Genomic DNA, 24,062 nt, shown 5'->3' with positions numbered 1-24,062 from the left:
TAATAAATATCGTTTCTGTGTCAGATAAACCGAAGCGGTAATATCCGATGTCCGCATCTGTTTAGCTTATTTAATAAGTTTCTTACGCAAGCCAGAGATAAATCACACCCATAAAAAAAGGCTCCCGGAGGGAGCCAGATACAGCAGTTGTTCAACTTTTAATATATCCCTGGTGAAGGATATAAAAAGTTATCGACCGTCTTTCAGCATTAATAAGCGCACCCGTAATAGATTTTTTTTGACAGGCATCACATTTTTAATTTGTGTGTGTATTTTTTAGTCAACTCTGGAAGTGTTCGTCTGCACACCAAAAGCTCTCAACTGCACGGTTCTGTTCTTGTCTTACTGAACGGCACTCATACCCGTGAGTCGGGTGCTACAGCTTAAATGAAATGATGGAGGGGTGATGCCCGCTCAGAAGGAAAGCGCATCCAAATCTGAGATAAACAGAGGTTGCGATAGCGCTCTTAGATGAGTGAGCAGATCGGGGCCGTATTTTATCAGGGAGCTACGACATAACCGCAATTTATAAAAAACGCTGCCGCTTGAAATGATGGTTTTCCATCATATTCTATAAAATAAAATCGCAAAGTTTGCAGTTTAATTTTATCAATATAAATAATTTTAGATTTCTCGTTCCCCAAATCAATCAAATCAGAGACTTGTACCCGGTCATTTTGTGTCAGCGTTCAAAAATATTTTAACATCCTGCCTGTTCCTTCTGAGCCCCGAGAATGACGTTACTTACATAACTGTTGTTACCAGCAAAGTTGCCGATAATTTGTGAACGCGGCGCTGTGGTTCAGACGTTATGGTGAAAAATAGCCACTTCACTACGGTTCTGAAAGGTTCCAGATTTTTCTTCTGATGCTCACGCTGACATCCTCTCTGTTGAGGCTGGTATTTAGACTCGCAGTGATGAGCGACTTCACCGGCTGACTTTAGAACGCAATGCTACCCGGGGTGGGGTAACTTTCGGAAACTTTCTGCCTGAAATTGCCCTCACAGGCCGGGTGATAATGGCACTGCAAAATTTTTTCAGGTTAGCCATCAACGCAACCTAATAAGATGAAAGTAAACAAAGTACTAATCACTCTTTTGATCTGCGGCCTCATCGGTTTGCAATAAGGATTCAAGGAAGTTTCTCTGCTGTTCCGTCAAATCGAGTCGCTTTATCTTTTGCACAAGTTCTTCCGGAGGAACGTCACCATAGCCGTCGTTATTTTTATGATACTGGTCGGCCGCCAGGGCATGATTAAGGACAGAGAACACCAGAATCCAGCACAGCACACAGAAGATCATCATTAATATCCACACAGTTCTTCGGTTCTTTTTCAAAGCATGTGCTCCGGTTTTGTATTAATCAGTCAGACTGCTTCTGCTAACCTGAATTTAAATGGCCTATGAATGCAAATCTTTAAGATGCAGCAGTATGCACGGCAGATTTATCGGAGCAATACATCTTAAGTATTCTTTTTGATATCTTTTAGTGAAAAATGGAAGGGCAAATATATGAAATTGCACCACCTGCGCTATTTCATTGCTGTAGCAGAAGAAGGGCATTTTGGCCGCGCGGCTGAACGGTTAGGAATAGGCCAGCCGCCCTTAAGTTTGCAAATACAGCGACTGGAGAAACGGATACAAATAAAATTATTTCATCGCCGTTCCCGAGGTGTCGAACTGACTGAAGGCGGGAGGGTATTACTTAGGCATGCACGCCATATTCTGGCCAATGTTGATGATGCATTGAATGACGTACAACGCTTCAGGCGAAGTGAAAGCAACGAAATAAATTCAGGGTTTGCGTGAGGAACCTGGTTAAACCAGGAGGTGTCCGCACGTCTCATCCAGTTTAAAAGTAATCATTCAGAACTACGGATGAAGTCCGTTCTGGCGGGGCATACACCTGAACTTATCCGGAAACTTCTTGAGGGCAATGTGGATGCGGCATTTATTCGTCCGCTAACGGATATGCCCGAGGGCATTGAGCTTACACCGATTGCGCTGGAGCCTTTAGCTATTGTATTACCTGTAAATCATCGGCTGGCGATTGCAGGCGGTGCTATTTCGCTGGACAAACTCGCGCAGGAAAATTTTATTCTGTGTGAGAGAAACAACATCGGGAAACTTTCTGATGACCTTATGGCGGCCTGTCATCAGGCGGGATTTATGCCCCTGTGCGAGCAGTATGCCCTGCAGGTTGAGGCGATCGTTCCGATGGTCAGTGCCGGTTTTGGTATTTCAATTGTCCCCGATTCTATGCGCAACAGTTTACATGGTGGGATCATGTTCTTACCGGTTGAAAATCAGAAACTCAATACGGCTGTCTTACTCGCTACCCGACATCGTGATGCCTCTCCAGCTATTCAGAAATTCAGGAAGGCGATGACAAGTTTTTCTGTCGTTCCAGACTAAATCGTTTCGGATGTTATTTGTAAGGGTGTTTTATAAATTAGTGTTCTTTTTTATCCGATGTGAAATGTGTAATAAAAAATTATGATGCGTTTTCTTTGGAGTTTTTGTGTGTCGGGAGAACGGCTCTCGTTAATAGCAGCCCGAAACATGATGCGTGAGAGAGATAAATGAATTTTTTATGACACGCTTAGCAGGGCACAGGAAAGGGTGCGTTACGCAATAATAGACTCAGGCAATCTTAAACATAAGAAGCCTGATTGTTTTAAAGAGATTATGGGTACATGTCAGCGCCCGAAATTTTTTGAGTTTTTTTAATATCCCCCGTGATTATTTATTAATTCTAATGAAAGCATTTTACATGATAAATATTCACTGAAGTCAGAAAGATATATGCCGATATATCTGCATCGCCGTCCCCCTTAAGGAATTATAATGAAAATATCTACACGTCTCGGTTCCGGATTTGGCACGTTAATCATCTTCTTTTCCATCTGTATCGTTGTCGCTATTCACTCTCTGTATCAGGCTAAAACCACCCTTGAATCCGTGGTCCAGGGTGATATGAAAAAAACAAAACTCATCAATGAGCTAACCCTGGCGCAGCGCGACATGGCAATAACCGTCAGGAACTTGTCACTATTTTCTGATCAGGCCCTGATTCAGGCGCAGTCGGAACGCCTGGAGAAACTAAAAGGCAAATTTGCGGCCAGCATAGATCAACTGAATAAGATGATTAGCGCGTCGGGTGACAGTGAAGAACTTAAAGCGTTCACGAAGATCACGGACAGTGAGAAGAATGCCCTGGACGCCTTCAGCAATACCGTTCCACTGGCACTCGCTAAGAACAGTGATATCACCGTTAAGTATCTGCTGGAAATCGTCCGGCCTGCGCAGGTTCCGTTGCTGGATGGCTTAACCCAAATGACTGAAATCCTGACTCAGCAGTCAGAGGCTTCAGTGGCTCAAAACGCGAAAAGTACAGAAAGAGCCTTCATCATCCTGCTGACGCTTTTAGTGGCGGCTATTTTGTTTGGCACAGGCACCAGCGTTTACCTGATCCGTAAACTTATGCAGGAACTGGGCGCTGAACCCGGTACAGCGCGAAACCTTGCTTATGCCATCACCAACGGGGATCTGACCACGCCGGTCAGATTGAAGAAAAATGACACGCTCAGCCTCATGGCCTCGTTGAATAGTATGCAGGTACGACTGCGCGATGTTGTCTCAGAGATTAAATCAGGCTCTTCTTCAGTCGCCCTTTCTGCGAATGAAATCTCTGAAGGTAATAATGAGCTGGCCTCCCGCACTGAACAGCAGGCTGCCGCATTGCAGGAAACGGCTGCGAGTATGGAACAGCTGACCGCTACCGTACAAAGCAACAGCAAAACGGCCCGGGAAACGGCTAACTCAGCAAGAGATACCGCCTCGATTGCTAAAAAAGGTGAAACTGACGTCAAACGAATGTCAGACACCATGAGTGATATTTCTAAGAGTGCGTCTAAAGTCAGAGATATCACCGCCGTCATAGAAAGTATCGCATTCCAGACCAATATCCTTGCCCTTAATGCGGCGGTTGAAGCAGCACGCGCGGGAGAGACAGGGCGCGGCTTTGCTGTCGTCGCCTCAGAGGTCAGAACGCTGGCACAGCGAAGCGCTACAGCAGCGAAAGACATCAAGACACTCATTGAACAGGCGGTCGGGCAGGTCGATTGCGGCGTGGCCGTAGCCAGTGATACCGGCCTGAGTATTCTCAAAGTAGTCCATAGAGTTGATGAGCTGGCGGAATCCATGGATGCCATTGCGCTGTCGTCGGCTGAACAAATGCAGGGGATTACTCAGGTGAGCATCGCTGTCAGTCAGATGGATGGGGTGACGCAAAATAACTCTGCTCTGGTCGAAGAGTCTTCCAGTGCGTCACAGTCTCTCTCTGAACAGGCGCAGTCTCTCCGGCTGATTGTAGAGACCTTTAAAGTCTGAATTGTCCCGGCATGACATGCGCTTTGGCTAAATTCCAAAGTAAGAGGCCGGTACTGCCTGTCAGCAGTACCGGCCTCTATCGCATCAGGCGGTTAAACTCTTACCTGAAAGGCGGCTCATTAAACGTTCGCAGCTTCCGTGAATGCAGCTTGTCGCCTTCGGCACGTAGCAGTTCAACTGCATGGATACCAATCTGCAGATGCTCCGAAATTGCGCCCTCATAGAAGCGGTTCGCCTGGCCCGGCAGCTTGATCTCGCCGTGCAGCGGCTTATCCGAAACGCACAGCAGTGTGCCGTAGGGCACACGGAAGCGATAACCCTGCGCGGCAATGGTGGCACTCTCCATATCGACCGCTACCGCGCGGCTCAGGTTAAAGCGCAGTGCCGACGCGGAATAACGTAACTCCCAGTTTCGGTCGTCCGTGGTCACCACGGTGCCGGTGCGCAAACGCTGCTTCACCTCTTCGCCTGGCATGCCGCTCACCGATTTGGTGGCGTCATACAGCGCGCGCTGCACTTCGGCAATGCTTGGCACCGGGATATCTGGCGGGAGCACGCTGTCGAGGACGTGATCGTCACGCAGATAGGCGTGGGCCAGCACATAGTCACCGATCCGCTGGCTCTCGCGAAGACCGCCACAGTGACCAATCATCAGCCAGGCATGCGGGCGCATCACCGCCAGATGATCGCAGATGGTTTTGGCATTCGACGGGCCGACACCGATATTGATCAGCGTAATACCGCGACGATTCGGCGAAGTAAGATGCCAGGCCGGCATCTGGTGCTTCTTCCACGCCAGGTCAGAAAGCATCGACTCGCTGTCGGCGGTGTCGGCGGTCAGCACGACATCACCGGCACAGGCCAGGCTGTCGTAAGGGGTATTGGGATCGCGCACCTGCTCAATCGCCCAGCGCACAAACTCATCCACATAGCGGGTGTAGTTGGTGAACAGCACAAACGGCTGGAAGTGCTCCACGCTGGTGCCGGTGTAGTGACGCAGACGGGCCAGTGAGAAGTCGGTGCGCAGCGCGTCGAAATGCGACAGCGGGAATTTGGCATCGGCATGGAACAGACCGTCGGTGGTCTCATCGCCAATCTGCGACAGTTCGGTGGTCGGGAAGTGGCGCGCAATACCGGCGCTCATGGTGCGATCCAGTGACAGATCCGAGCCGTCGATCACGTAAGGATAGGGGATCTCCTGGCTGGACGGCCCCACGTCGATCTCCAGCTCATACTCCTTCTCCAGCATCTGAAGCTGTTCCGAAATGTAGTGACGCAGCAACGCCGGACGGGTGACCGTGGTGCTGTAGCTGCCGGTGTGGGTGAAACGTCCCCAGGCACGCGTACGGTTCTGCTGTGGACCTTCGCCGTGCCAGCTGATGCGCAGCTCCGGGTAGACAAACAGTCCCTTTGCCCGATCGGCCTCATCCGGCAGCGTGCCGTTTTCGGTAAAGGCTTTAATTGCCGCGCGCAGTGCATCGACGGCACCGTCGTACAGGCGTTCAAGTTCATCCAGCGCCTGCTGGCTGGTCAGGTTTTTCCGTAGTGTCGGCATGGTTTCTCCTTCCATTTTTTTCCGCAATTTGCCCCAAGCTTAGCGGGTTTGTTGCAGAGATTGGTGAAGAATCTGTGATCGGCTTTTTTTTGCTCTAATGATGCGGCTATTCTGAGCAGTGCGGTTTTACGAGAGAATCTGGCGCAGTGAAATCCATTAAGAAAAACTTTACTATCTAAGAAGAAAAATCGCTGCATTCAGATACGCTTCCGATGACAACAGATAGGCGAAGCAGGCAGCAGCAATGCATTAACAGTCGATCATAACGTCAGGGAAATAATCAGGTTTGCTACAGCGGGCGGGGCGGTGAGGCAGAATCTGCCGTAACGGGATTAAAAAGTTTGTAACCATGATTAATTTGCGCCGGAAAGACTTTGCATATTTCTCTGCCCCCTATCATCATTAGATCTCCTGTCCAGTCTCTTCTGATTTGGTAATCCTTTGCAAAATCCTGGCGTAGCAGTGATGCAGGCGATCAAGCGCACGGCGTGGTATCCGAAACGCCGCTCTTATCGCACGCTCTACTGGCGTGAAATATCGCCATTAGCAGTGCCTATCTTCTTCGAGAACGCCTGTGTGCTGTTAATGGGCGTACTGAGCACCTTCCTGGTCAGCTGGCTGGGTAAAGAGGCGATGGCGGGCGTGGGTCTGGCCGACAGCTTCAACATGGTGATCATCTCGTTCTTTGCTGCCATTGATCTCGGTACCACAGTGGTGGTGGCGTTCAGCCTGGCAAAACGCAACGGCAAGCGCGCCCGCGCTGCCACGCGTCAGTCGCTGGCCATGATGACGATACTCGCCTTTGTGCTGGTGATCGCCATTGAGTTCTGGGGCCATCTGATCGTTGATGCGATAGCCGGTGCTGCCGATCCCAAAGTCAAAGCGCTGGCGCTGAGCTACCTGCAGACCTCCGCCTGGAGCTATCCGGCTGCTGCCATCACGCTGATCGGCAGCGGGGCGCTACGCGGTGCAGGCAATACCAAAATTCCGATGCTGATTAATGGCGGCATGAACATCCTCAACATCATCATCAGTAGCGTGCTGATTTATGGCTGCTTCTCGTGGGAGGGTTTAGGGTTTGTCGGGGCCGGGCTTGGACTGACCATCACCCGCTACATCGGGGCGATCGCGGTGATTTACGTGCTGATGATCGGCTTCAACGCCTCGCTGAAAATCACGCTGTCGAGCTATTTCCGGCGCTGGAACAGCAGCATTCTGATGGAAGTTTTAGGGATAGGTGTGCCTGCCAGTATCGAGTCCGTGCTGTTTAACGGTGGTAAACTGCTGACCCAGGTGTTTGTTGCAGGCATGGGTACCAGTGAGATTGCCGGTAACTTCATCGCCTTCTCGGTAGCCTCACTGATCAACCTGCCGGGCAATGCGCTGGGTTCCGCATCAACCATTATTACCGGCACCCGTCTGGGCAGAAATCAGGTCTTCCAGGCGGAGCGTCAGGTGCGGCATGTCTTCTGGCTGGCGACGTTGTGTCTGAGCGTGATAGCACTGCTGACGGTGCCGCTGGCCGGGTTGCTGGCGCGCTTCTATACCAGCGATCCGGAAGTCATTAATGTGACCAAGCATCTGCTGTGGCTTAACGCGCTGTTTATGCCGCTGTGGGCCGCGTCCTGGGTGCTGCCCGCCGGACTCAAGGGCGCACGCGATGCGCGTTACACCATGTATGTGTCGATGTTCAGCATGTGGTGCGCGCGCGTGGTGGTGGGTTATGTGCTCGGCATAATGCTGGGGATGGGCGTCACCGGGGTCTGGCTGGGGATGTTCCTTGACTGGACGGTGCGCGGCATCTTCTTTTGGTGGCGGCTTAACAGCGGCAAGTGGCTGAACCGCTATCGTAAAATGATCGCTAAAACCGGTTAGATTTCTCTTCACGCCTTCCCCTGGCTCAGGGGGAAGGCGCTGAATCTCATCTCCCCATCCAAAAATAACATCTCCGTCACATCTCCAGACTTCCGCGCCTATTTTCGGTCAGTTGCACAAAGCGAGACTCATCAGACAGGGTTAGCGTAATGCCTGCTGCGCACTGACGCAGACAATACTTATAAAGGTGACCCTATGATCCGTCTGAAAACGGCGCTGGCCCTCCTGCCATTGCTGTGTAGCTGCCCGCTGTGGGCGACAACCTTTGTCTATGTGTCGAATGCCGAATCCGGCACCGTTTCCCGCTATCAGCTCAGTGAGTCGAACGGCAGCCTGCGATGGCGGGGCGATACGCCTGCCGGGAAAAAGATTATGCCGCTGGCGGCCAGCCCCGACGGTAAACATCTCTATGGCGCGCTGCGCAGTCTGCCGTATTCGATCATCAGCTGGCGCGTCACCGGGCCGCATGGTGATTTGCAGAAACTGGCGGTGACGCCGGTTAAGGCCAGCTTTCCGTGGATCACCACTGACAGGAGCGGGCGCTATCTGCTGGCCGCCTCCTATGACAGCGATATCGTTACCAGCAACCGGATTGATAACAAAGGGATTGTGACCGCGCAGGTTACGGGCGAGGTGAAAACCGGGCCACACGCCCATTCGGTGATCACCGACGTCAGCAATCATTCACTCTACGTTGGCAACCTTGGCGCGGATCGGGTGCTGCAATATGCTTTTGCCAGTGACGGGGCGATCACGCCGCTGGGCACCGGTTTTGTTCAGGGCGAGAAGAACAGCGGTGCGCGGCATTCTGTGATCTCGCCGGATAATCGCTTTCTCTATAACCTCGCGGAGATGAGCGGCACCATCACGCAGTTCCGGCGCGCGGCGGATGGCACGCTGACGGAGCTGAAAACCTGGCCGAATGCGGTGGCGAAGAAATATAACCTGCAGCATGGCGAGCAGCGACCGGCGGGCTATAGCGATCTGACGCCGCGCATCTGGGCGGCAGACATCAAAATCACGCCGGACGGGCAATTTATCTATGTGACTGAGCGCACCTCCAGCACCGTCAGCGGCTACCGGGTCGATAAACAGTCGGGTGAGTTAACCCTGATCGGCAGCTGGCCGGTGGAAAAACAGCCGCGCAGTATCGCGATTGATACGCAGGGCAAATGGCTGATCGTCAGCGGAGAGAAGAGTGCCATGATTGGCAGCTACGCCATCGATCCCGCCAGCGGCGAACTCAAACGGGTTGCTGAAGCGCCGGCCGGTAAAGGCGCGAACTGGGTGACACTGATAACGCAGTAAACATTTTAAGAGCCAGTGTCTGACGCTGGCTAAACAATCAGGCAGGTGGCTTATGCCATTTCCGGCATAAGCAGCGCAGAAATTTTTGCTTCAGATTGGGCGCATAAGCAGGTTTACTCAGGTCATCAACTGATGCGGAGATCCTGAGATGAAACAGAAACTGATAGCCTGGTTTGAACAGCTGCTGAACGGCTCTGCGGCGGATGCGCACAGCCATGACATTAACGTTGAACTGCTGCTGCCGCTGAGCCAGCTCTATGGACTGGAATATTATCCGGCAGTGCATCGTTATCATGAAAAATAATGGTTGCTGTGTTTTGCCTGGTTAAAGGCCCGCTACGATGCGGGCCTTTTTGCATTCAGGGGGTGAGATAACGGCCCGCAGCGCTCACCACGAAAAACAGCAACCTCCTCACTTTTAATCCCACTTAATACCCCAGCGCGGTTATATGAATGAGTAATCCTGTGCGGATGAATATTCACAAATGCATGTTTTTGCATTCATTCTCTTAACATTCACAAAATCCCCCTTACGCGAAGAAAGTGATCAAACGACGGTGAATTTGACTTAGAAAACATTATCTCACTGGCAATTTTACTTTTTCCATCAGGAGGTTGTTATTTTAAGTCAATAAGGAACTTCTGATTATTAAGGTGGTAACCTGCACGCCTGTGCTTACACAAACCTTACAATAAGCGTTGTTAAACCTTCGATGAAAATGCCTGCAACAGGGAAGTGGCTGGTTTTCGGTGCCAGTTTATTTATCAGCAATCTCATGGCTGCGCCGGTTACCCCTGGCGACCTTGACGCTATTCAGAATCAGCAGCAGCAGCGCCTGGAGCAGAACCAGCAGCAGCGTGATGCCTTAACCCAGGCGCATCAGGTTGAGCTGCAAAAAACCGGGGCGGTTCCTGCCAGCGGTCCCTGTTTTGATATTCGCCAGATTATCCTGCAACAGGCGACATTAATCGCGCCGGATAAACAGGCGAAAATTATCGCGCCTTATATCAATCAGTGTCTGAGCCTGGCGCGCATTAATCAGCTGGTACGCGAGATATCAGAATGGTATGTCCAGCGTGGATATATCACCAGCCGGGCTTTCCTGACAGAACAGAACCTTTCTCACGGCGTTTTGATTATCACCGTGCTGGAGGGAAGGCTGGAAGAGATTCGTTTGCAGGGGGCCAGTTCACGTCAGCTGAAAATGGCATTCCCGACCGGTGCCGGTCGTATTTTAAATTTACGCGACATTGAGCAGGGTATGGAGCAGATAAACCGGCTCCGTACCACACCGGTTCAGATTGAAATAATCCCGTCGGCTAAGCCCGGATATTCCATCGTCAATCTGACCAGCAAACCTGAATTTCCTTTGACGCTGGGCCTGAATATGGACAACAGCGGCCAGCGAAGCACAGGCATTGGTCAGCTCTCCGCCTCGCTGGTGGGCAACGACCTGCTGGGTGTTGCCGATCGCTGGTTTGTCAGCGGTGGCCGCAGCAGCGCGTTCAGCGACTGGCGCGATGCGCAAAATTTCCAGGCGGGCGTCAGCGTGCCTTATGGCTATGGTCTGCTGGATTACAGCTATAGCTGGAGCAACTATCACAGCCGCTTTAATGCCAATACTTTCGACTGGTATAGCAACGGCGATAACATTTCTAACCGCCTCAGCGGCTCGTGGGTGCTGTTCCGTAACGGGGAAATCAAAACCGGCGTTCAGGCGGGTCTGAACCATTACGTCAGCCATAACTGGCTGAACCAGACGCTGCTTCAAAGCAGCAGCCGCAAAATGACCAGTCTGCAGATTGGCTTTAACCATACGCAAAAAGTCGCAGGCGGGGTTGCCACACTTAACCCGATGCTGAGCCGTGGGATGCCGTGGTTCGATGCCGAAAGCGACAGCGGTAAAAGCGACGATTTACCCAAAGCGCAATTCCGTAAATGGAGTGTCAGCAGCAGCTATCAACGGCCGGTGACTCAGAAAATGTGGTGGCTCAGTAGCTTTTACGCCCAGTGGTCGCCGGATCGTCTGTATGGCAGCGAACGCCTGACGATTGGGGGTGAAAGCTCGGTTCGCGGTTACAAAGAACAATACCTTTCCGGCGATGTTGGCGGCTACCTGCGCAACGAACTCAATTACACGCTGTTTACCCTGCCAGCCATTGGTGAGGTCAATACCACGCTGGCACTGGATGGTGGGTGGCTGCAGAGCGATAAACAGGATCGCTATGCAGCTGGCACGCTGTGGGGCAGTTCACTGGGGCTTGGCACCCGAAACGCCCACGTCTCGACTCAGCTGTCGCTGGGCATCCCCGTCAGCTATCCCGATTACCTTGCGCCTGATCGCCTCAGCGTTTACGCGCGTATTGGACTCGTTTTCTAAAAAAAGGCCCCGATTATGGATGATCAATTAAAGCTTTCACTGCCGCGTCGTCTGTTGAGCTATCTCATCTGCTCGCTGATCGCTTTTCAGCCCCTGCTGCCCGCCTTTTCGGCCGTGATAACGCCTGCAACACAGGGGACTCAGGTCGATGCTGCCGGAAATGGCGTGCCGGTCATCAATATCGCGACGCCGAATGCGTCAGGCCTGTCACACAACCAGTATCAGAATTACAACGTCGGCCAGGAAGGGCTGATCCTGAATAACGCAACCGGCCGGTTGACGCAGACACAGCTGGGTGGACTCATCCAGAACAACCCGAATCTGAAAGCGGGTCAGGAAGCCCGGGCAATCATCAACGAGGTGGTCGGGGCCAACCGTTCCCAGCTTCAGGGCTACACCGAAGTGGCGGGTAAAGCGGCAAACGTTATGGTCGCCAACCCCTATGGCATCACCTGTAACGGCTGCGGTTTTATCAATACGCCCAACGTTACGCTGACTACCGGTAAGCCGCAGCTGGATGCGCAGGGCAATCTGCAATCGCTGGAAGTGACGAAAGGTGCCATCAGCATTGAGGGTAAAGGGCTGGATGGCAGCCAGGCTGATGCGGTCTCGATCATCGCGCGCGCAACAGAAATCAACGCGGGCATTCATGCTAAAGATCTCAATGTGACGCTGGGCGCAAACCGGGTCGGTGCTGATGGCAGCGTGACACCCATTGCGGGCGAAGGGGCTGCGCCATCGGTCGCCGTGGATACCGGCGCGCTGGGCGGCATGTACGCAAACCGCATCCATCTGGTCTCCAGCGAAAATGGCGTCGGCGTCAATCTCGGTAATCTCAATGCCCGCCAGGGCGATATGGTGCTGGATGCGCAGGGTCGGTTAAGCATCAACAACAGCCTGACCAGCGGCACGCTGAATGTCAAAGGCAGCAGCATCGCCCTGCAGGGAGAACATAAAGCCGGCAGCAACGTCGCGCTGACTGCGCAGCAGGATATCGCTTTAAATGGGGCCTCGCTGGGCAGCGACGCCTCGCTGAATCTCAACAGTCAGGGCAGCATCACGCTCCAAGGCAGCAGCGTTAAAGCTGGCCAGAATGTGCGGCTTAACAGCGGCAGCCTGATTGTGGATAACAGCAGCAGCGGTAGTGCGGTAGACGCGCTGCAGCTCTCTGCCACATCTCAGCTGGACAATGCCGGTCAGCTCGCCGCAGCAAAAAACCTCGATATCCAGGCTACACAGATCACCAACAGTGGCAGCCTGTCCAGTAATGGTGACGTACAGGTTCGCACTAGCACTCTGCAACAGAACGGTAAGCTGCTGGCGCAGGGTAAAAACACGGTAGTGGTCAGCGGACTGCTGAATAACCGCGATGAAATCAGTGGCGGCGACCTGAACATCCAGAGCGGGAGCCTTGATAACAGCGGCAAGCTGATCGGTCAGCGTCTGCAAATCGATGCCCCGACCCTGAATAACAGCGGCGCGATGGTGAGTAATGGCGATGTCGTGATTAACAGCGATACGCTGCAACAAAATGGCTCGCTCTCGGCTGGGGGTAACGTGCAACTGACCGCGCGTGACTGGCTGGAAAATCAGGGAGCCATCAGCAGTCAGAACGCCCTGATTATGAACAGCGCCCAGCTGCGGAACTCAGGGTCATTAATCGCACCCAATCTGACCCTGACCGCCGGGCAAATCAGTAATGGCGGCCTGGTTCAGGGCAATACACTGCTCTCTTTCAATACCGGACAGCTGGATAACCTGGCTGCGGGTACGATCAGCTCCGACAACGACTTTGCCCTCGCGTTGCCGCAGCTTAATAACAGCGGATTAATCACCAGCGGCAAAACACTGACGGTCACTGGCGAACAGCTGAATAACAGCGGAGAGATCAACGCTGCCAGCCTGAACACCACCCTCAAAAATTTAAATAATCAGCAGGGCGGTAAATTGCTGGCTGATGATCAGCTCCGGTTGCAGGGTGATGCGCTGATCAATCAGGGAATGATGGCTGCCGGAACGCTGAACAGTGATGTCAGTCAGGTTAATAACAGCGGGACGCTCCAGGGCGACAAGGCATTATCGTTGCAGGGCAGCGGGTTAACCAACAGCGGCACGCTGCTCAGCGCAGGCCAGCTGAATGTGCAACAGCAGACGCTGGACAACAGCGGACTGATGCAGGGCAAACAGCTGACAGTGAAGGCTGACCGCTGGCAGAACAGCGGCAATGCCCTGAGCGAAGCCGACGCCGATCTGCAAGGCGACACCCTGGACAATAGCGGCAAAATTCTGGGACAGCAGGGCATTGCGCTGAAAGCGAACCACACCGATAACAGCGGCTGGCTGATTGCCCAGGCGCTGACGCTGCGTGGCGACATGATTAACAGTGGCCTGATTCAGGGTAATCAGCAGATTACGCTGGCAGGCAACCAGCTGGATAATCAGCAGGGCGGACAGTTACTGAGTGACGGGACCCTGAAGGGCGACTTCACTGCACTGAATAACCACGGCGCAATGCAGGCCGGGGAGATGACGTTAAACGCCGGGACATTGCAGAACGGCGGCACAGTTCGCGTCGGCAAAGCCTTAACCGCTGTGATTAACGGTGCGCTGACCAACAGCGGAAGTCTGCTCAGCCAGCAGCAGATGAATCTGCAGGCAGCGGAGATTGATAATCAGGGCACCCTGGCGGCGGATAACCTCAGCCTGCATGCCCCCTCGCTCAGTAACGCCGGACTGCTGCAGGGCAACAGTACCTTAACGCTCGATCATCAGCAGATTCACAACCTCCATGACGGCCAGTTAATCGCCGGGAGTCCGCTGACGCTGACGTCAGATCAGCTGGATAACGACGGGTTGCTGCAGGTCAACGGTAAGCTTGCGGTCAACGGTAACCGTCTCAACAACAGCGGACGTCTGCTTAGCGATGACCTCAATCTTCAGATTGCCGATACGCTGAATAACAGTGAAACGGGGCAGATCGTTACCGCTCATCAGGCCGATCTGCATGCTCACACGCTCAGTAACAGCGGCCAGATTGCGGCCGGGCAACTCAGCGCCAGCGGCAATACGCTGGAAAACGGCGGGTTGTTGCAGGGCGACACGCTGGTGGATCTCGGATTTGCTCAGACCCTCAACCACAACAATGGGCAACTGCTGAGCGGCGATCGGCTGATCGTTAAGGGTGGCAGCGCGACCAATGATGGCAGCTGGCAGGGTCAGCAACTCGACGTCACGCTGGATTCTCTCGATAACCGCGGCAGCATCAATGGCATCAGCGGCTTGCACGCAGACATCGCCAGCGATCTGATCAACAGCGGCACGCTGGTCAGTCAGGGCAATAGTGACCTGAATGCCACCACGCTGCGCAACAGCGGCAAAATAATGGCTGACCAGCTGGGGTTGCAGAGCACCAGCCTGAACAACGACGGTCTGTTACAGGGCAACACGGCGCTGACGGCTCAGGCCGATAACATCACGCAATCTGCCGGTGGCAAAACGCTGAGCGGCGGAACACTTACGCTCACTGCGGGCCAGCTCAACACCCAGGGTGTGCTGCAGGGCGATCAGACGACGGTTAACGCGGACAACTGGCTGCATCAGGGATCGCTGCTGGGCAGCAAAGACCTGAACGTCAGCGTCAGCAATGAGCTGCATAACACCGGCTCTCTGATGAGCCAGGATAGTGCGCAGATCGCGGCTAATACGCTGAACAACAGCGGCTCACTGCTCAGTGAAGGGGCGATGACGCTGAACGGCGCCGCGCTGAATAACAGCGGATCGGTGCAGGGTAAAACCCTGACCATTACCCCGGCCAGCGTCATTAATCAGGGCAGCCTGATCGGTCTGCAGGCATTAACGTTTGCTGCGATGCCACAGATGGCCGGAAGAATGCTGCTCAGGGCGCTGGCCGCGCCATCACGTCAGCTGATTAATAATCAGGGCGGATCGCTGCTGACGCAGGGCACGCTGAACTTCAACGGTGATGACGTTGTGAATAACGGCAGCTGGCAGGGTCAGCAGATCCTGCTGAATGCCCGACAGCTGACCAATAATGGCGCGATCCAGAGTGCGGATGCGCTGCAGCTGATTCTGGCGGATCGCCTTGATGCGGGCGCGGGCAGTAAGATTTCAGCGAATGGCACTGCGGCACTGCAGGCACTGACACTGACCAATCAGGGTGAATGGATAGCCAGAACCCTGACGCTACGCGGCGACACGTTAAACAATAACGGTGCCGTGACCGGTGTCGATGCACTGACGGTTGGCCTTAATGGCGCACTGACCCAGCAGCAGGATAAAATGCTGCTCAGCGCGGGCAGGCTGACGCTTCAGTCATCCTCGCTCAATAATGCCGGACGCGTACAGGGCGGCGACCTGCAGATCACCACGGGCGCGGTGGATAACAATGGACGTTTACAGGGTGACAACAGTCTGCTGGTTAATGCCGGTGGACGCATTACCAATGGCGGCAATGGCGCCATGATCACGCAAAACGCCCTGACGCTGACCGGGCCAGAATTGTTCAACTATGGCCTGATTCAGGGCAACGGCAACGGTGTCGCGACGACAACTGGCTTAACGCAAAATGAAGGCCGGTGGCTGTCGGGTGGCGTGCAGACTCTCAATACACCGCAGCTGAATAACAACGGCTGGTTACAGGCGTCGCAGCTGATTCTTAATGCGACCCATGCCAGCAACAACGGTACGCTGCTGGCCGACGGCCAGGGCACGCTGACCGGCAATGGCTTCAGCAACCTGGGCACGGCCCAGGGCGGCAACCTTGAGGTTAATTATCAGCAGGTAAACAACAGCGGCACGCTGCTGGGCAACAACCGGCTAAGCGTGATGGCCGCTCAGGTTGGTCAGCAAAGCAGCGGTCGCCTGTTCAGCGGCGGCGACCTGCTGGTTCACAGCAACGGCTTTGACCAGCGCGGTCAGGTTGTGGCGCTGGGTAACGCCACGCTGGAAGTCGCGAATGGCTTTACCGGTCGCGATGTACTGGCGGCGGGCGGGCGACTCACCGTCAGCAGTAATGGTGCAATAGACAACCAAGGCACGATGCAGGGCGGAGCGCTGACGCTGAGTGCAGGCGGCGATCTCACCAATAATGGTCAGCTCACGACCGGTTCGGGCGACAGTGCGTTAAGTGGCAATCGTATCGCCATGAACGGGAATGGCAGTCTGCAGGGCGGCGGGAATATCAGCTTAGCCAGCCGCAGCGATATCACCCTGGACGGTTTCACGGGTACGTTGGGCAATCTGACTCTCAGCGCACCGGGCAGCATCGTTAACACCGCGCTGCTTTATGCGGCCGGTAATCTCTCACTATTTGCTAACAGTATTCGTAACCAGCGTGCCGATATGCTGGCAGGCGGCAGTATGTGGCTTCAGGGCGATGCCGCGGGTAATGCCAACGGCGAGGTCATTAATAACTCCGGCACCATTGAAACCCAGAACGGCGATATCACGATTAATACCGGGCATTTGCTGAATACAAGGGATGGGTTGCATATAACTCAGTCCAGCACTTCCTCACCTGCTCGTGCGGGCGTTGGTGATGCAACAATGAAAATCACCATCTGGCAGTTAGCTGCGGGGGATTATGGTTATTACACTCAGACCACTACTACACCGGAAACAGGGGGTGGGGGCAACCACTCCGGTTGCGGTTGCTCTGGAGGCTCGACTGTTACCAAAGACTTGTATGCACCTACGAAAGAGGCTGCTACCCAAAAATTCGCACTTTCAAGTACTACCGTTGATGTGGTCAGTAATGGAGGTGCAGCGCGAATTGCGTCAGGCAACAATCTCAATATCAATGGAGGCACGCTGGATAACCAAGCCAGCAACATACTAGCTAATGGGAATGTTTCACTTTCTGGCAACCAGCTTAATAATCAGAGCTGGCAGGCAGGCACCCAAAATGACAATGTTGTTTACGAATATAAAGGAGCGATAGCAACAGGAAAAATTGGTGCTGAAAGAACGAGAAACGGCACAAAAGGGAGTGAATTCACTTACACGCTCACCGGCCATGAAACTACCTTTACACCTGGTCAACTCTACCGCGCCGTTATTCAGGCCGGCGGCAATGTCTCTGCTAACTTCAGCGGCGATATCAGTAATACCAACACCACCGCGAATGCCGGCTGGAGTGGTAATACACTCTCTGCCCCAGGTTTACGCGGCTTAACCGCTGCAGGCACGGCTGGTGCGCAGCCGCATCAGCAACTGGCTACTGCCGACAAAGCCGCAATCAATACGCCGCAATGGCGCGATCAGCTCCAGAATGCGCTGCAGCAGGTCAATGGCGCAGGTGCGCTGGAGAGCGCTTCACAGGGAAGCGCACCGCTGACGCAATATGCCACGGCGGGTAAAAACAACGCTGCACTGGGTAAAGCCATCAACCTGACAAGTGCAACTCAGGGGCCTGCATCGCTGCATAACTATAAGGCCGCTGAGGTCGATATCAGCGCCTATCCATTACCTTCGGGTCAGAACGGCTACTTTGTCGCGTCGAACACCAATAGCCGCTATCTCATTACCGTTAACCCCAAACTTAACGGCCTTGGGCAGCTGGATCAGAGTCTGTTCGGCGAACTGAACGCAAAACTGGGCAAACAGCCTGCGACCACGCCATTACAGGAAACCCGCCCTCAATACACTGACGAGAATGCCTTCCTCGGCTCCTCTTACATGCTCAGTCGCCTGAACCTGAAGCCCGATTATGATTATCGTTTTCTCGGCGATGCTGCATTTGATACCCGTTACGTCAGCAATGCGGTACTGAACCAGACCGGCAACCGCTACATCAACGGCCTGGGATCCGATCTCGCCCAGATGCACTATCTGATGGACAACGCGGCAGCGGCGCAGCAGTCGCTGGGCCTGCAGTTCGGTGTTTCACTCTCTGCTGACCAACTCGCCTCTTTAGACAAGAGCATGGTCTGGTGGGAAGCCACCACGATCAACGGTGAAACGGTGATGGTGCCGAAGCTCTATCTGTCGACAAAAGATGTGGAAATGCGCGATGGCAGCGTGATTGCGGGGAACAACGTAACGCTGAAAGGCGGGAACATCACCAACACCAGCAGTAGCGTGATGGCCAAAAACGATCTGACTATCGACAGCCAGAATACGCTCAGTAACCTCAATGCTGGCCTGCTCCATGCGGGTGGCGATCTGCAACTCAGCGCGTTGAATGATATCAACAACGTCAGCGCGACTATCAGCGGTAAAAAGGTGGCTCTGGAGAGTGTTAACGGTGACATCAACAACCTGACCACGTCGCAGCTCTGGCATCTGGATGCCGACAACGGTAAGGGTGCGAAGAAATCCTATACCGAAACTCTGAGCGGGCCAACGGCGAGCATCACGTCACTGGATTCTCTGAGCCTTAAGGCGGGCAACAATATTGCCGTCACCGGCGCTAACCTCAAGGCGGGTGGCGATCTGCTGCTGAACGCCTGGAATGATATTGCCATCACCGGCAATCAAAACGTCACTGGCAGCGCGCAGTCCGGTTTCGGAAACCGCTGGCAAAAGGTTGATGCGACCAGCACAACCACGGTCAACACGGTCGGCAGCCAGATCGTCGCAGGCGGCAACATGGCGATGCAGGCGGGTCACGATCTGACCGTTACCGCCAGCAGCCTCAACGCCGGTAAAAACGCGGCGCTGGCAGCCGGTAACGATTTGAATCTCAATAGCGCGACGACCAGCCAGAATGATGTTAAGGGCAAACGTGAAACCCATTCAACGGGTCTGGATCGCACGACGCTGACCAGCGGCGGCGATTTAGCTCTTCAGGCCGGACGCGATATTAATAGCCAGGCGGCAGGCCTTGCCGCAGACAAAGACGTCACTTTACAGGCAGGGCGTGACGTCAATCTGCTGGCGGCTGAAACCGGTTCTGGCAATAGCTACAAATCGGGTAAGAAGGTTGAGATTAATGAGTCGGTTCGCCAGCAGGGCACTGAAATTGCTAGCGGTGGGAGTACCAGGCTGGTGGCGGGTAATGACATCACCAGCCAGGCCGCAACTATCACAGCCGATAAGGATCTGGCGCTGCAGGCTGGGCACGACGTCAATATCACCACTGCCACGGAGAGTGATTATGCCTACCGCGAAGAGACCAAAACCAAAAAAGGTTTCCTGAAAAAGACCACTACGCACACCATTCAGGAAAACAGCGACAGTCGTGAAAAGGCCTCACAACTGAGCGGCAACACCGTGTCTGTCATTGCCGGAAACGACCTGACCGTTCAGGGTTCCTCTGTCGCCGGTGACAAAGGCGTCGCACTGAGTGCAGGCAATGACCTGAAGATTGTTACGGCCACTAATACTCAATCCACCTACAGCATGAAAGAAGTGAAGAAAAGTGGCCTGATGGGCGGTGGTCTGGGACTTAGCTATGGTAAGCAGTCTGCTAAAAGTGAACGTAACGGCGACCAGGTTACGCAGAGCGATGCGCGAAGCCTGGTGGGTGCAGGTAATGGTGTGGTCAGCATGACGGCGGGTAACAACGCGCTGATCAAGGGAAGCGACGTTATTGCGGGCGGCCAGAACGGCGAAATCAGCGTGACGGCGAAAAACATCGCCATCGTAGCGGGTCAGGACCAGGTACGCGAGACTGCGAAACAGAAGTCAAAAAGCAGTGGGTTTGGCCTGAGTCTGAACTTAACGCCACTGGATACCGTGCGCAATCTGCGTGACATCATGAACAACAACAGTTCGGTGTATGAGCAGATCAAGCAGACTGGCAATGAGTTGGGCGCCAGTTCGCTGGATTCACCGGGGCCGGGCCTGACCTATGGCCGTTCAGGCAGCAAAGTCAGCCAGAACAGCGAGAGCATCTATCAGAGCGGCAGCACGCTCAATACCACCGGAAATCTGCTACTGAAGGCCCGCGGCGATTCAGATATCCATACCGGCAACATTCTGGTGGAAGGCAGCAGCCTGAACGCTGGTGCCAGAGCCTCGCTGGACGCTACGCGTAATATTGACATCACCACAGCTTCTGACAACCAGAAGGCTGCCAGCAGCAGTAGCAGCAAGAGCTGGTCGGCAACGACATCAGCCTCACTTGGTGCGCTGGCACGTAGCGGCGGCGGGTCGCCGAACAATGGTTCGGCAGGGACTAATTACGGCTCGAAAAACACCCAGATGAGCGGTGACAGTAGCATGCTCGCGCAACACACTTCCGCGATAACCGCCGGCAGTGTTGACGTCACCAGCCATAAAGGTGACATCGCTATCAGCGGTTCAACCCTGACCGGCACCACCGGCGTCTCGCTTAAAGCGGAGCAGGGTAAGGTCAGCGTCGTAGCAGGCGAAGACCGCCAGCAGGCATCGGCCTCCGGGTCTGACCACGCTATAGGCGATCTGGGCGGCGATGGTTACAGCGGAACGGTTGGCGTGGGGCATAACAGCTGGAAAAACGCCAGCACGGGCACACAGCAGAACACAGTGCGCAGCGGTATAGTCAGTACGCTGGGTAACGTTTCGATTAATGCAGGTAAAGACGTTAACCTGCAAGGTGCGGACGTCTACGCAGGTAATTCGCTGAGCGTCAACGGTGAGAACATCCACCTCGACCCTGCGAAAGATACGCACGACGCCAGCAGCAGCAGTAAATCCTCGCAGTATGGCATCACAGCGCAGGTATCGGGTTATGGTGTAAGCATGGCGCAGGCGGCGGATAAGGTGGCTCAGTCGCACAAACAAAGTGACGATCCGCGTCTGCAGGCCATTTATGCCGCGCAGGCGGCCATGACCGCGCTGTCGGCTTACAACCAGAACACCGCAGCCGTCAAAGTCACGGTGAGCGCCACCGTGGGTAGCAGCCATCAGTCCATGGAACAGAAAAGCACGCAGCAGAGCGGTAGCGTGCTCAAGGCGGGCGGCGACGTCGCAGTCACGGCTAAGCAGGACATCACAGGCGAAGGCGTAAAAATCAGCGGTGATAACGTCTCGCTGAATGCGGGTCGCGATATCGCCCTGAACAGTGCCGTGGACACCAGTAACCAGCAATCAAGCAGCGGTGGCAGCAAATACGGCGTCGGTGTTGGCTTCGGCCTCGGCGGCAGCCAGAACGGCTTCTCCCTTGAGCTGGCCGCCAGCCAGAACAGTGCAAACGGTAACGGCAACAGCATTACTCACCACAATAGCGAGGTGTCCGCAGCGGGTGATCTGACGGTCAAAGCGGGTCAGGACGTCAGGCTGAACGGAGCAAACCTCAACGGTAATCACGTTGACCTCAATGCGGGCCGCAACCTGGAAATTGCCAGTCAGCAGGACCGCGCTAGCTACGACAGCCATCAGAGTTCATCCGGCTTCAGTGCCAGTATCTGCATACCGCCTATCTGTGCGGGCGTACCGGTGCAGGGCAGTGCCAGCATGAGCGGTAGCAAGATTTACAATGATTTTGATTCTGTACGGCAGCAGAGCGGGATCAGCGCAGGTGATGGCGGCTACAACATTTACGTTGGCAACCATACCCAGCTTGATGGCGCGATCATCGCCTCATCCGCGACGCCGGACAAAAATCACCTCAGCACCGGGACACTGGGCTGGACGGATATTGAAAACCACGCCAATGCGGGCGGCAGTGGCTTCAGCGCAGCTGTCAGCGGCAGTATGGGTAAAACCACCAAGCCCGCGTCTGACAGCTTCATCAACAATATATCGAAATCCGGGCAGCCCCAGCCGTCCGGCGGCAACTCGCTGCCTATGGGCACGCTGCAGCAGACTAAAGACCGGGCAAGTTCTACCACCTACAGCGCCATCTCACCGGGAACGATTGAAATTCGCAATACGGATGCGCAGAAGCAGGATGTGTCTCAAATCAGCCGCGATACCGCCGCGGCGGAGAATGTGCTGAAAGATAAGTTTGATGTGCAAAAAGCAGAAGGCAGCCTTGCCATCCAGCGTGAGATGACCGTACTCGGACAGCAGGCGATTCAGCAGACCTTTAATGCGTTGAAGAAGCAGGAGAAGGAGCAGGAGAAGGAGCAGGAGAGCAACAAGCTTAAAAATGATGCTGCATTCAATAAGCTTTCAAAGGCGGATCAGAAAAAAGTACTCGATAAAATCGATCAGAATGTTGAGGAGAAGTACGGTATCGGGTCGGACCTTCAGATTGCTGCGCAGGCTATCAGCGGGCTGTTTGCCGGTCTGGCGGGTGGTAACGTCAGCGGCGCGGTGGCGGCAGGTGCAGCACCACTGCTGGCGCAGATGGTCAAGCAGGTGTCGCAGGGTAACGAGCCTATGCGCGTGCTGTTGCACACGCTGGCATCAGGGCTGATTGCTAAAGCGCAGGGTGGCAGCGCCATTGGTGGCACGGCAGGTGGACTGACTGCAGGGATGCTCAGCTATAACAATGCGCTAAGTCACCTGCTGTACGGTAAAGATGTATCGGAGTTGTCAGCCGATGACAAGATGCTGATTGCCAACATTGTAACGCTGGCAGGTGCAGCAGCGGGCGGTGCGGTTGATGGCAGCGCTGGGGTAGGTAGTGGGGCGTTTGCCGGTAGAACTGAGGTTGAGAATAACTATCTGAGCAGCACGGAGAAGAGCCGCCAGACATATCTCAACAACAAACAGAACCTGACGCCAGAAGAGCAGAAAGATAAGGAGAGGTTAAATCGTAAGGATCTGGAAAGCGATTTGGCTGTTTATGCGGCCTGTAATGGCACAGGCGCTGGCTGTCAGGCAGAAAGAGCAAAAGCTAAGGCCGCGCAAGATACCTACTTCAACCAGACTTACCAGAATCCGAAAGAGGCTCAGGCGGGTTATCAGCAGATAGTGAACTTGCTGAACTCTACAGATCCGAATGCGAAGGAAGTATTCAATATTCTGGAAGGGTATACTCAGGCATTCATGTCGTTTGGGTACACGGAGGATGAGGCCAAAGCGAGAGCAGGATCCTATGTTGGTTCCATGTACATCGCGAGTGGAGTGAGTGCTGTAGTCGCGTCTGGTGCACTGGCGAAGCAGTTCGGGGAGGATGTAGCGCTCAACAATAAAGCTTCGGCTTCAGGGGCAGCAAGTTCACTTGTTAAGAATGCAGATGGGATTTATGAGGTAAAAATAAATTCGACTCCTTTAGAAGGGCAGCAGCGTTTAAACACGCCAGATGTCACTGGTAATGGGAAGTTAAATCCCGCAGAAGCTGCGGCAGCTGCAAGGCTTGAAGATGTGTTAGGGACACTAGAAAGAGCGCCTGATACTGGTGGGAAAACACCTGATTTTATTATAAGCAGTGGCTCTAACGCAGGTAAAACGGTTGATTTGATGTATACAACAAAGAACTTGTCTCAGAAAGAAGTTGATGGGATCAATAAGTTTTTTGAGAAGAACATGACCGTTTCAAAAGCACCTGAAAAGTTACCAGATGGCAAGCAACAAATATTGGATCACTTAAACAAAGCCGACATTGTTCCTGTTGACTTCAGCGTATTGTCGCCAGGTAATCAGAAAATATTTACTGACTACATCAAGACATTGCCTAAATCACAACAAGAAAAAATTATCATCATGAGGTAAGTGTT

10 protein-coding genes are annotated in these 24,062 nt (G+C 53.9%); 8 read left to right on the top strand and 2 right to left on the bottom strand.

The window, feature by feature from the left end:
* Positions 1-1,086 precede the first annotated feature (1,086 nt).
* Complete coding sequence (locus ACN1CO_RS07950; protein WP_419138505.1) at positions 1,087-1,305, bottom strand: hypothetical protein; 219 nt, start codon at positions 1,303-1,305, stop codon at positions 1,087-1,089.
* Between the two features lie 207 nt (positions 1,306-1,512).
* On the opposite strand from ACN1CO_RS07950, the gene ACN1CO_RS07945 reads away from it, so the two are divergent.
* The 3 genes from ACN1CO_RS07945 to ACN1CO_RS07935 all read left to right on the top strand — a co-directional run bounded on the left by ACN1CO_RS07945 (position 1,513) and on the right by ACN1CO_RS07935 (position 4,392).
* Positions 1,513-1,809: a LysR family transcriptional regulator gene (locus ACN1CO_RS07945; RefSeq protein ID WP_419138504.1), complete on the top strand. Its 297-nt coding sequence runs from the start codon at positions 1,513-1,515 to the stop codon at positions 1,807-1,809.
* A 21-nt stretch (positions 1,810-1,830) separates the two neighbouring features.
* Positions 1,831-2,415, top strand: coding sequence for a LysR substrate-binding domain-containing protein (locus ACN1CO_RS07940; protein WP_419138503.1), 585 nt, complete (start codon positions 1,831-1,833; stop codon positions 2,413-2,415).
* 432 nt (positions 2,416-2,847) lie between these two features.
* Positions 2,848-4,392 carry a methyl-accepting chemotaxis protein gene (locus ACN1CO_RS07935; protein ID WP_419138502.1) on the top strand — a complete coding sequence of 515 codons (1,545 nt, stop codon included), beginning with the start codon at positions 2,848-2,850 and terminating at the stop codon, positions 4,390-4,392.
* Between the two features lie 100 nt (positions 4,393-4,492).
* On the opposite strand, the gene ACN1CO_RS07930 is transcribed toward ACN1CO_RS07935, so the two are convergent.
* Positions 4,493-5,947, bottom strand: a complete 1,455-nt coding sequence (locus tag ACN1CO_RS07930; protein WP_419138501.1) for an AMP nucleosidase — start codon at positions 5,945-5,947, stop codon at positions 4,493-4,495.
* 465 nt (positions 5,948-6,412) lie between these two features.
* Here ACN1CO_RS07930 and ACN1CO_RS07925 point away from each other — a divergent pair, with 465 nt between their 5' ends.
* The 5 genes from ACN1CO_RS07925 to ACN1CO_RS07905 all read left to right on the top strand — a co-directional run bounded on the left by ACN1CO_RS07925 (position 6,413) and on the right by ACN1CO_RS07905 (position 24,057).
* Complete coding sequence (locus tag ACN1CO_RS07925) at positions 6,413-7,822, top strand: EmmdR/YeeO family multidrug/toxin efflux MATE transporter (RefSeq protein ID WP_419138500.1); 1,410 nt, start codon at positions 6,413-6,415, stop codon at positions 7,820-7,822.
* Between the two features lie 195 nt (positions 7,823-8,017).
* Positions 8,018-9,130, top strand: coding sequence for a lactonase family protein (locus ACN1CO_RS07920; RefSeq protein ID WP_419138499.1), 1,113 nt, complete (start codon positions 8,018-8,020; stop codon positions 9,128-9,130).
* Positions 9,131-9,278: 148 nt separating this feature from the next.
* Positions 9,279-9,434: a hypothetical protein gene (locus ACN1CO_RS07915; protein WP_283547691.1), complete on the top strand. Its 156-nt coding sequence runs from the start codon at positions 9,279-9,281 to the stop codon at positions 9,432-9,434.
* A gap of 409 nt (positions 9,435-9,843) precedes the next feature.
* The gene (locus ACN1CO_RS07910; protein ID WP_419138498.1) at positions 9,844-11,511 is read left to right on the top strand and encodes a ShlB/FhaC/HecB family hemolysin secretion/activation protein; all 1,668 of its coding nucleotides are present in this window, start codon (positions 9,844-9,846) and stop codon (positions 11,509-11,511) included.
* A 15-nt stretch (positions 11,512-11,526) separates the two neighbouring features.
* On the top strand, positions 11,527-24,057 hold the full coding sequence (locus ACN1CO_RS07905; RefSeq protein ID WP_419138497.1) for a hemagglutinin repeat-containing protein: 12,531 nt from the start codon (positions 11,527-11,529) through the stop codon (positions 24,055-24,057).
* Positions 24,058-24,062: the final 5 nt, after the last annotated feature.

Origin of the sequence: Pantoea sp. R13S299 (assembly GCF_048515925.1) — a bacterium.
Classification (GTDB): domain Bacteria; phylum Pseudomonadota; class Gammaproteobacteria; order Enterobacterales; family Enterobacteriaceae; genus Pantoea.
The sequence above is the reverse complement of the archived record's forward strand: the minus strand, read 5'-3'. Positions and strand labels throughout refer to the sequence as shown.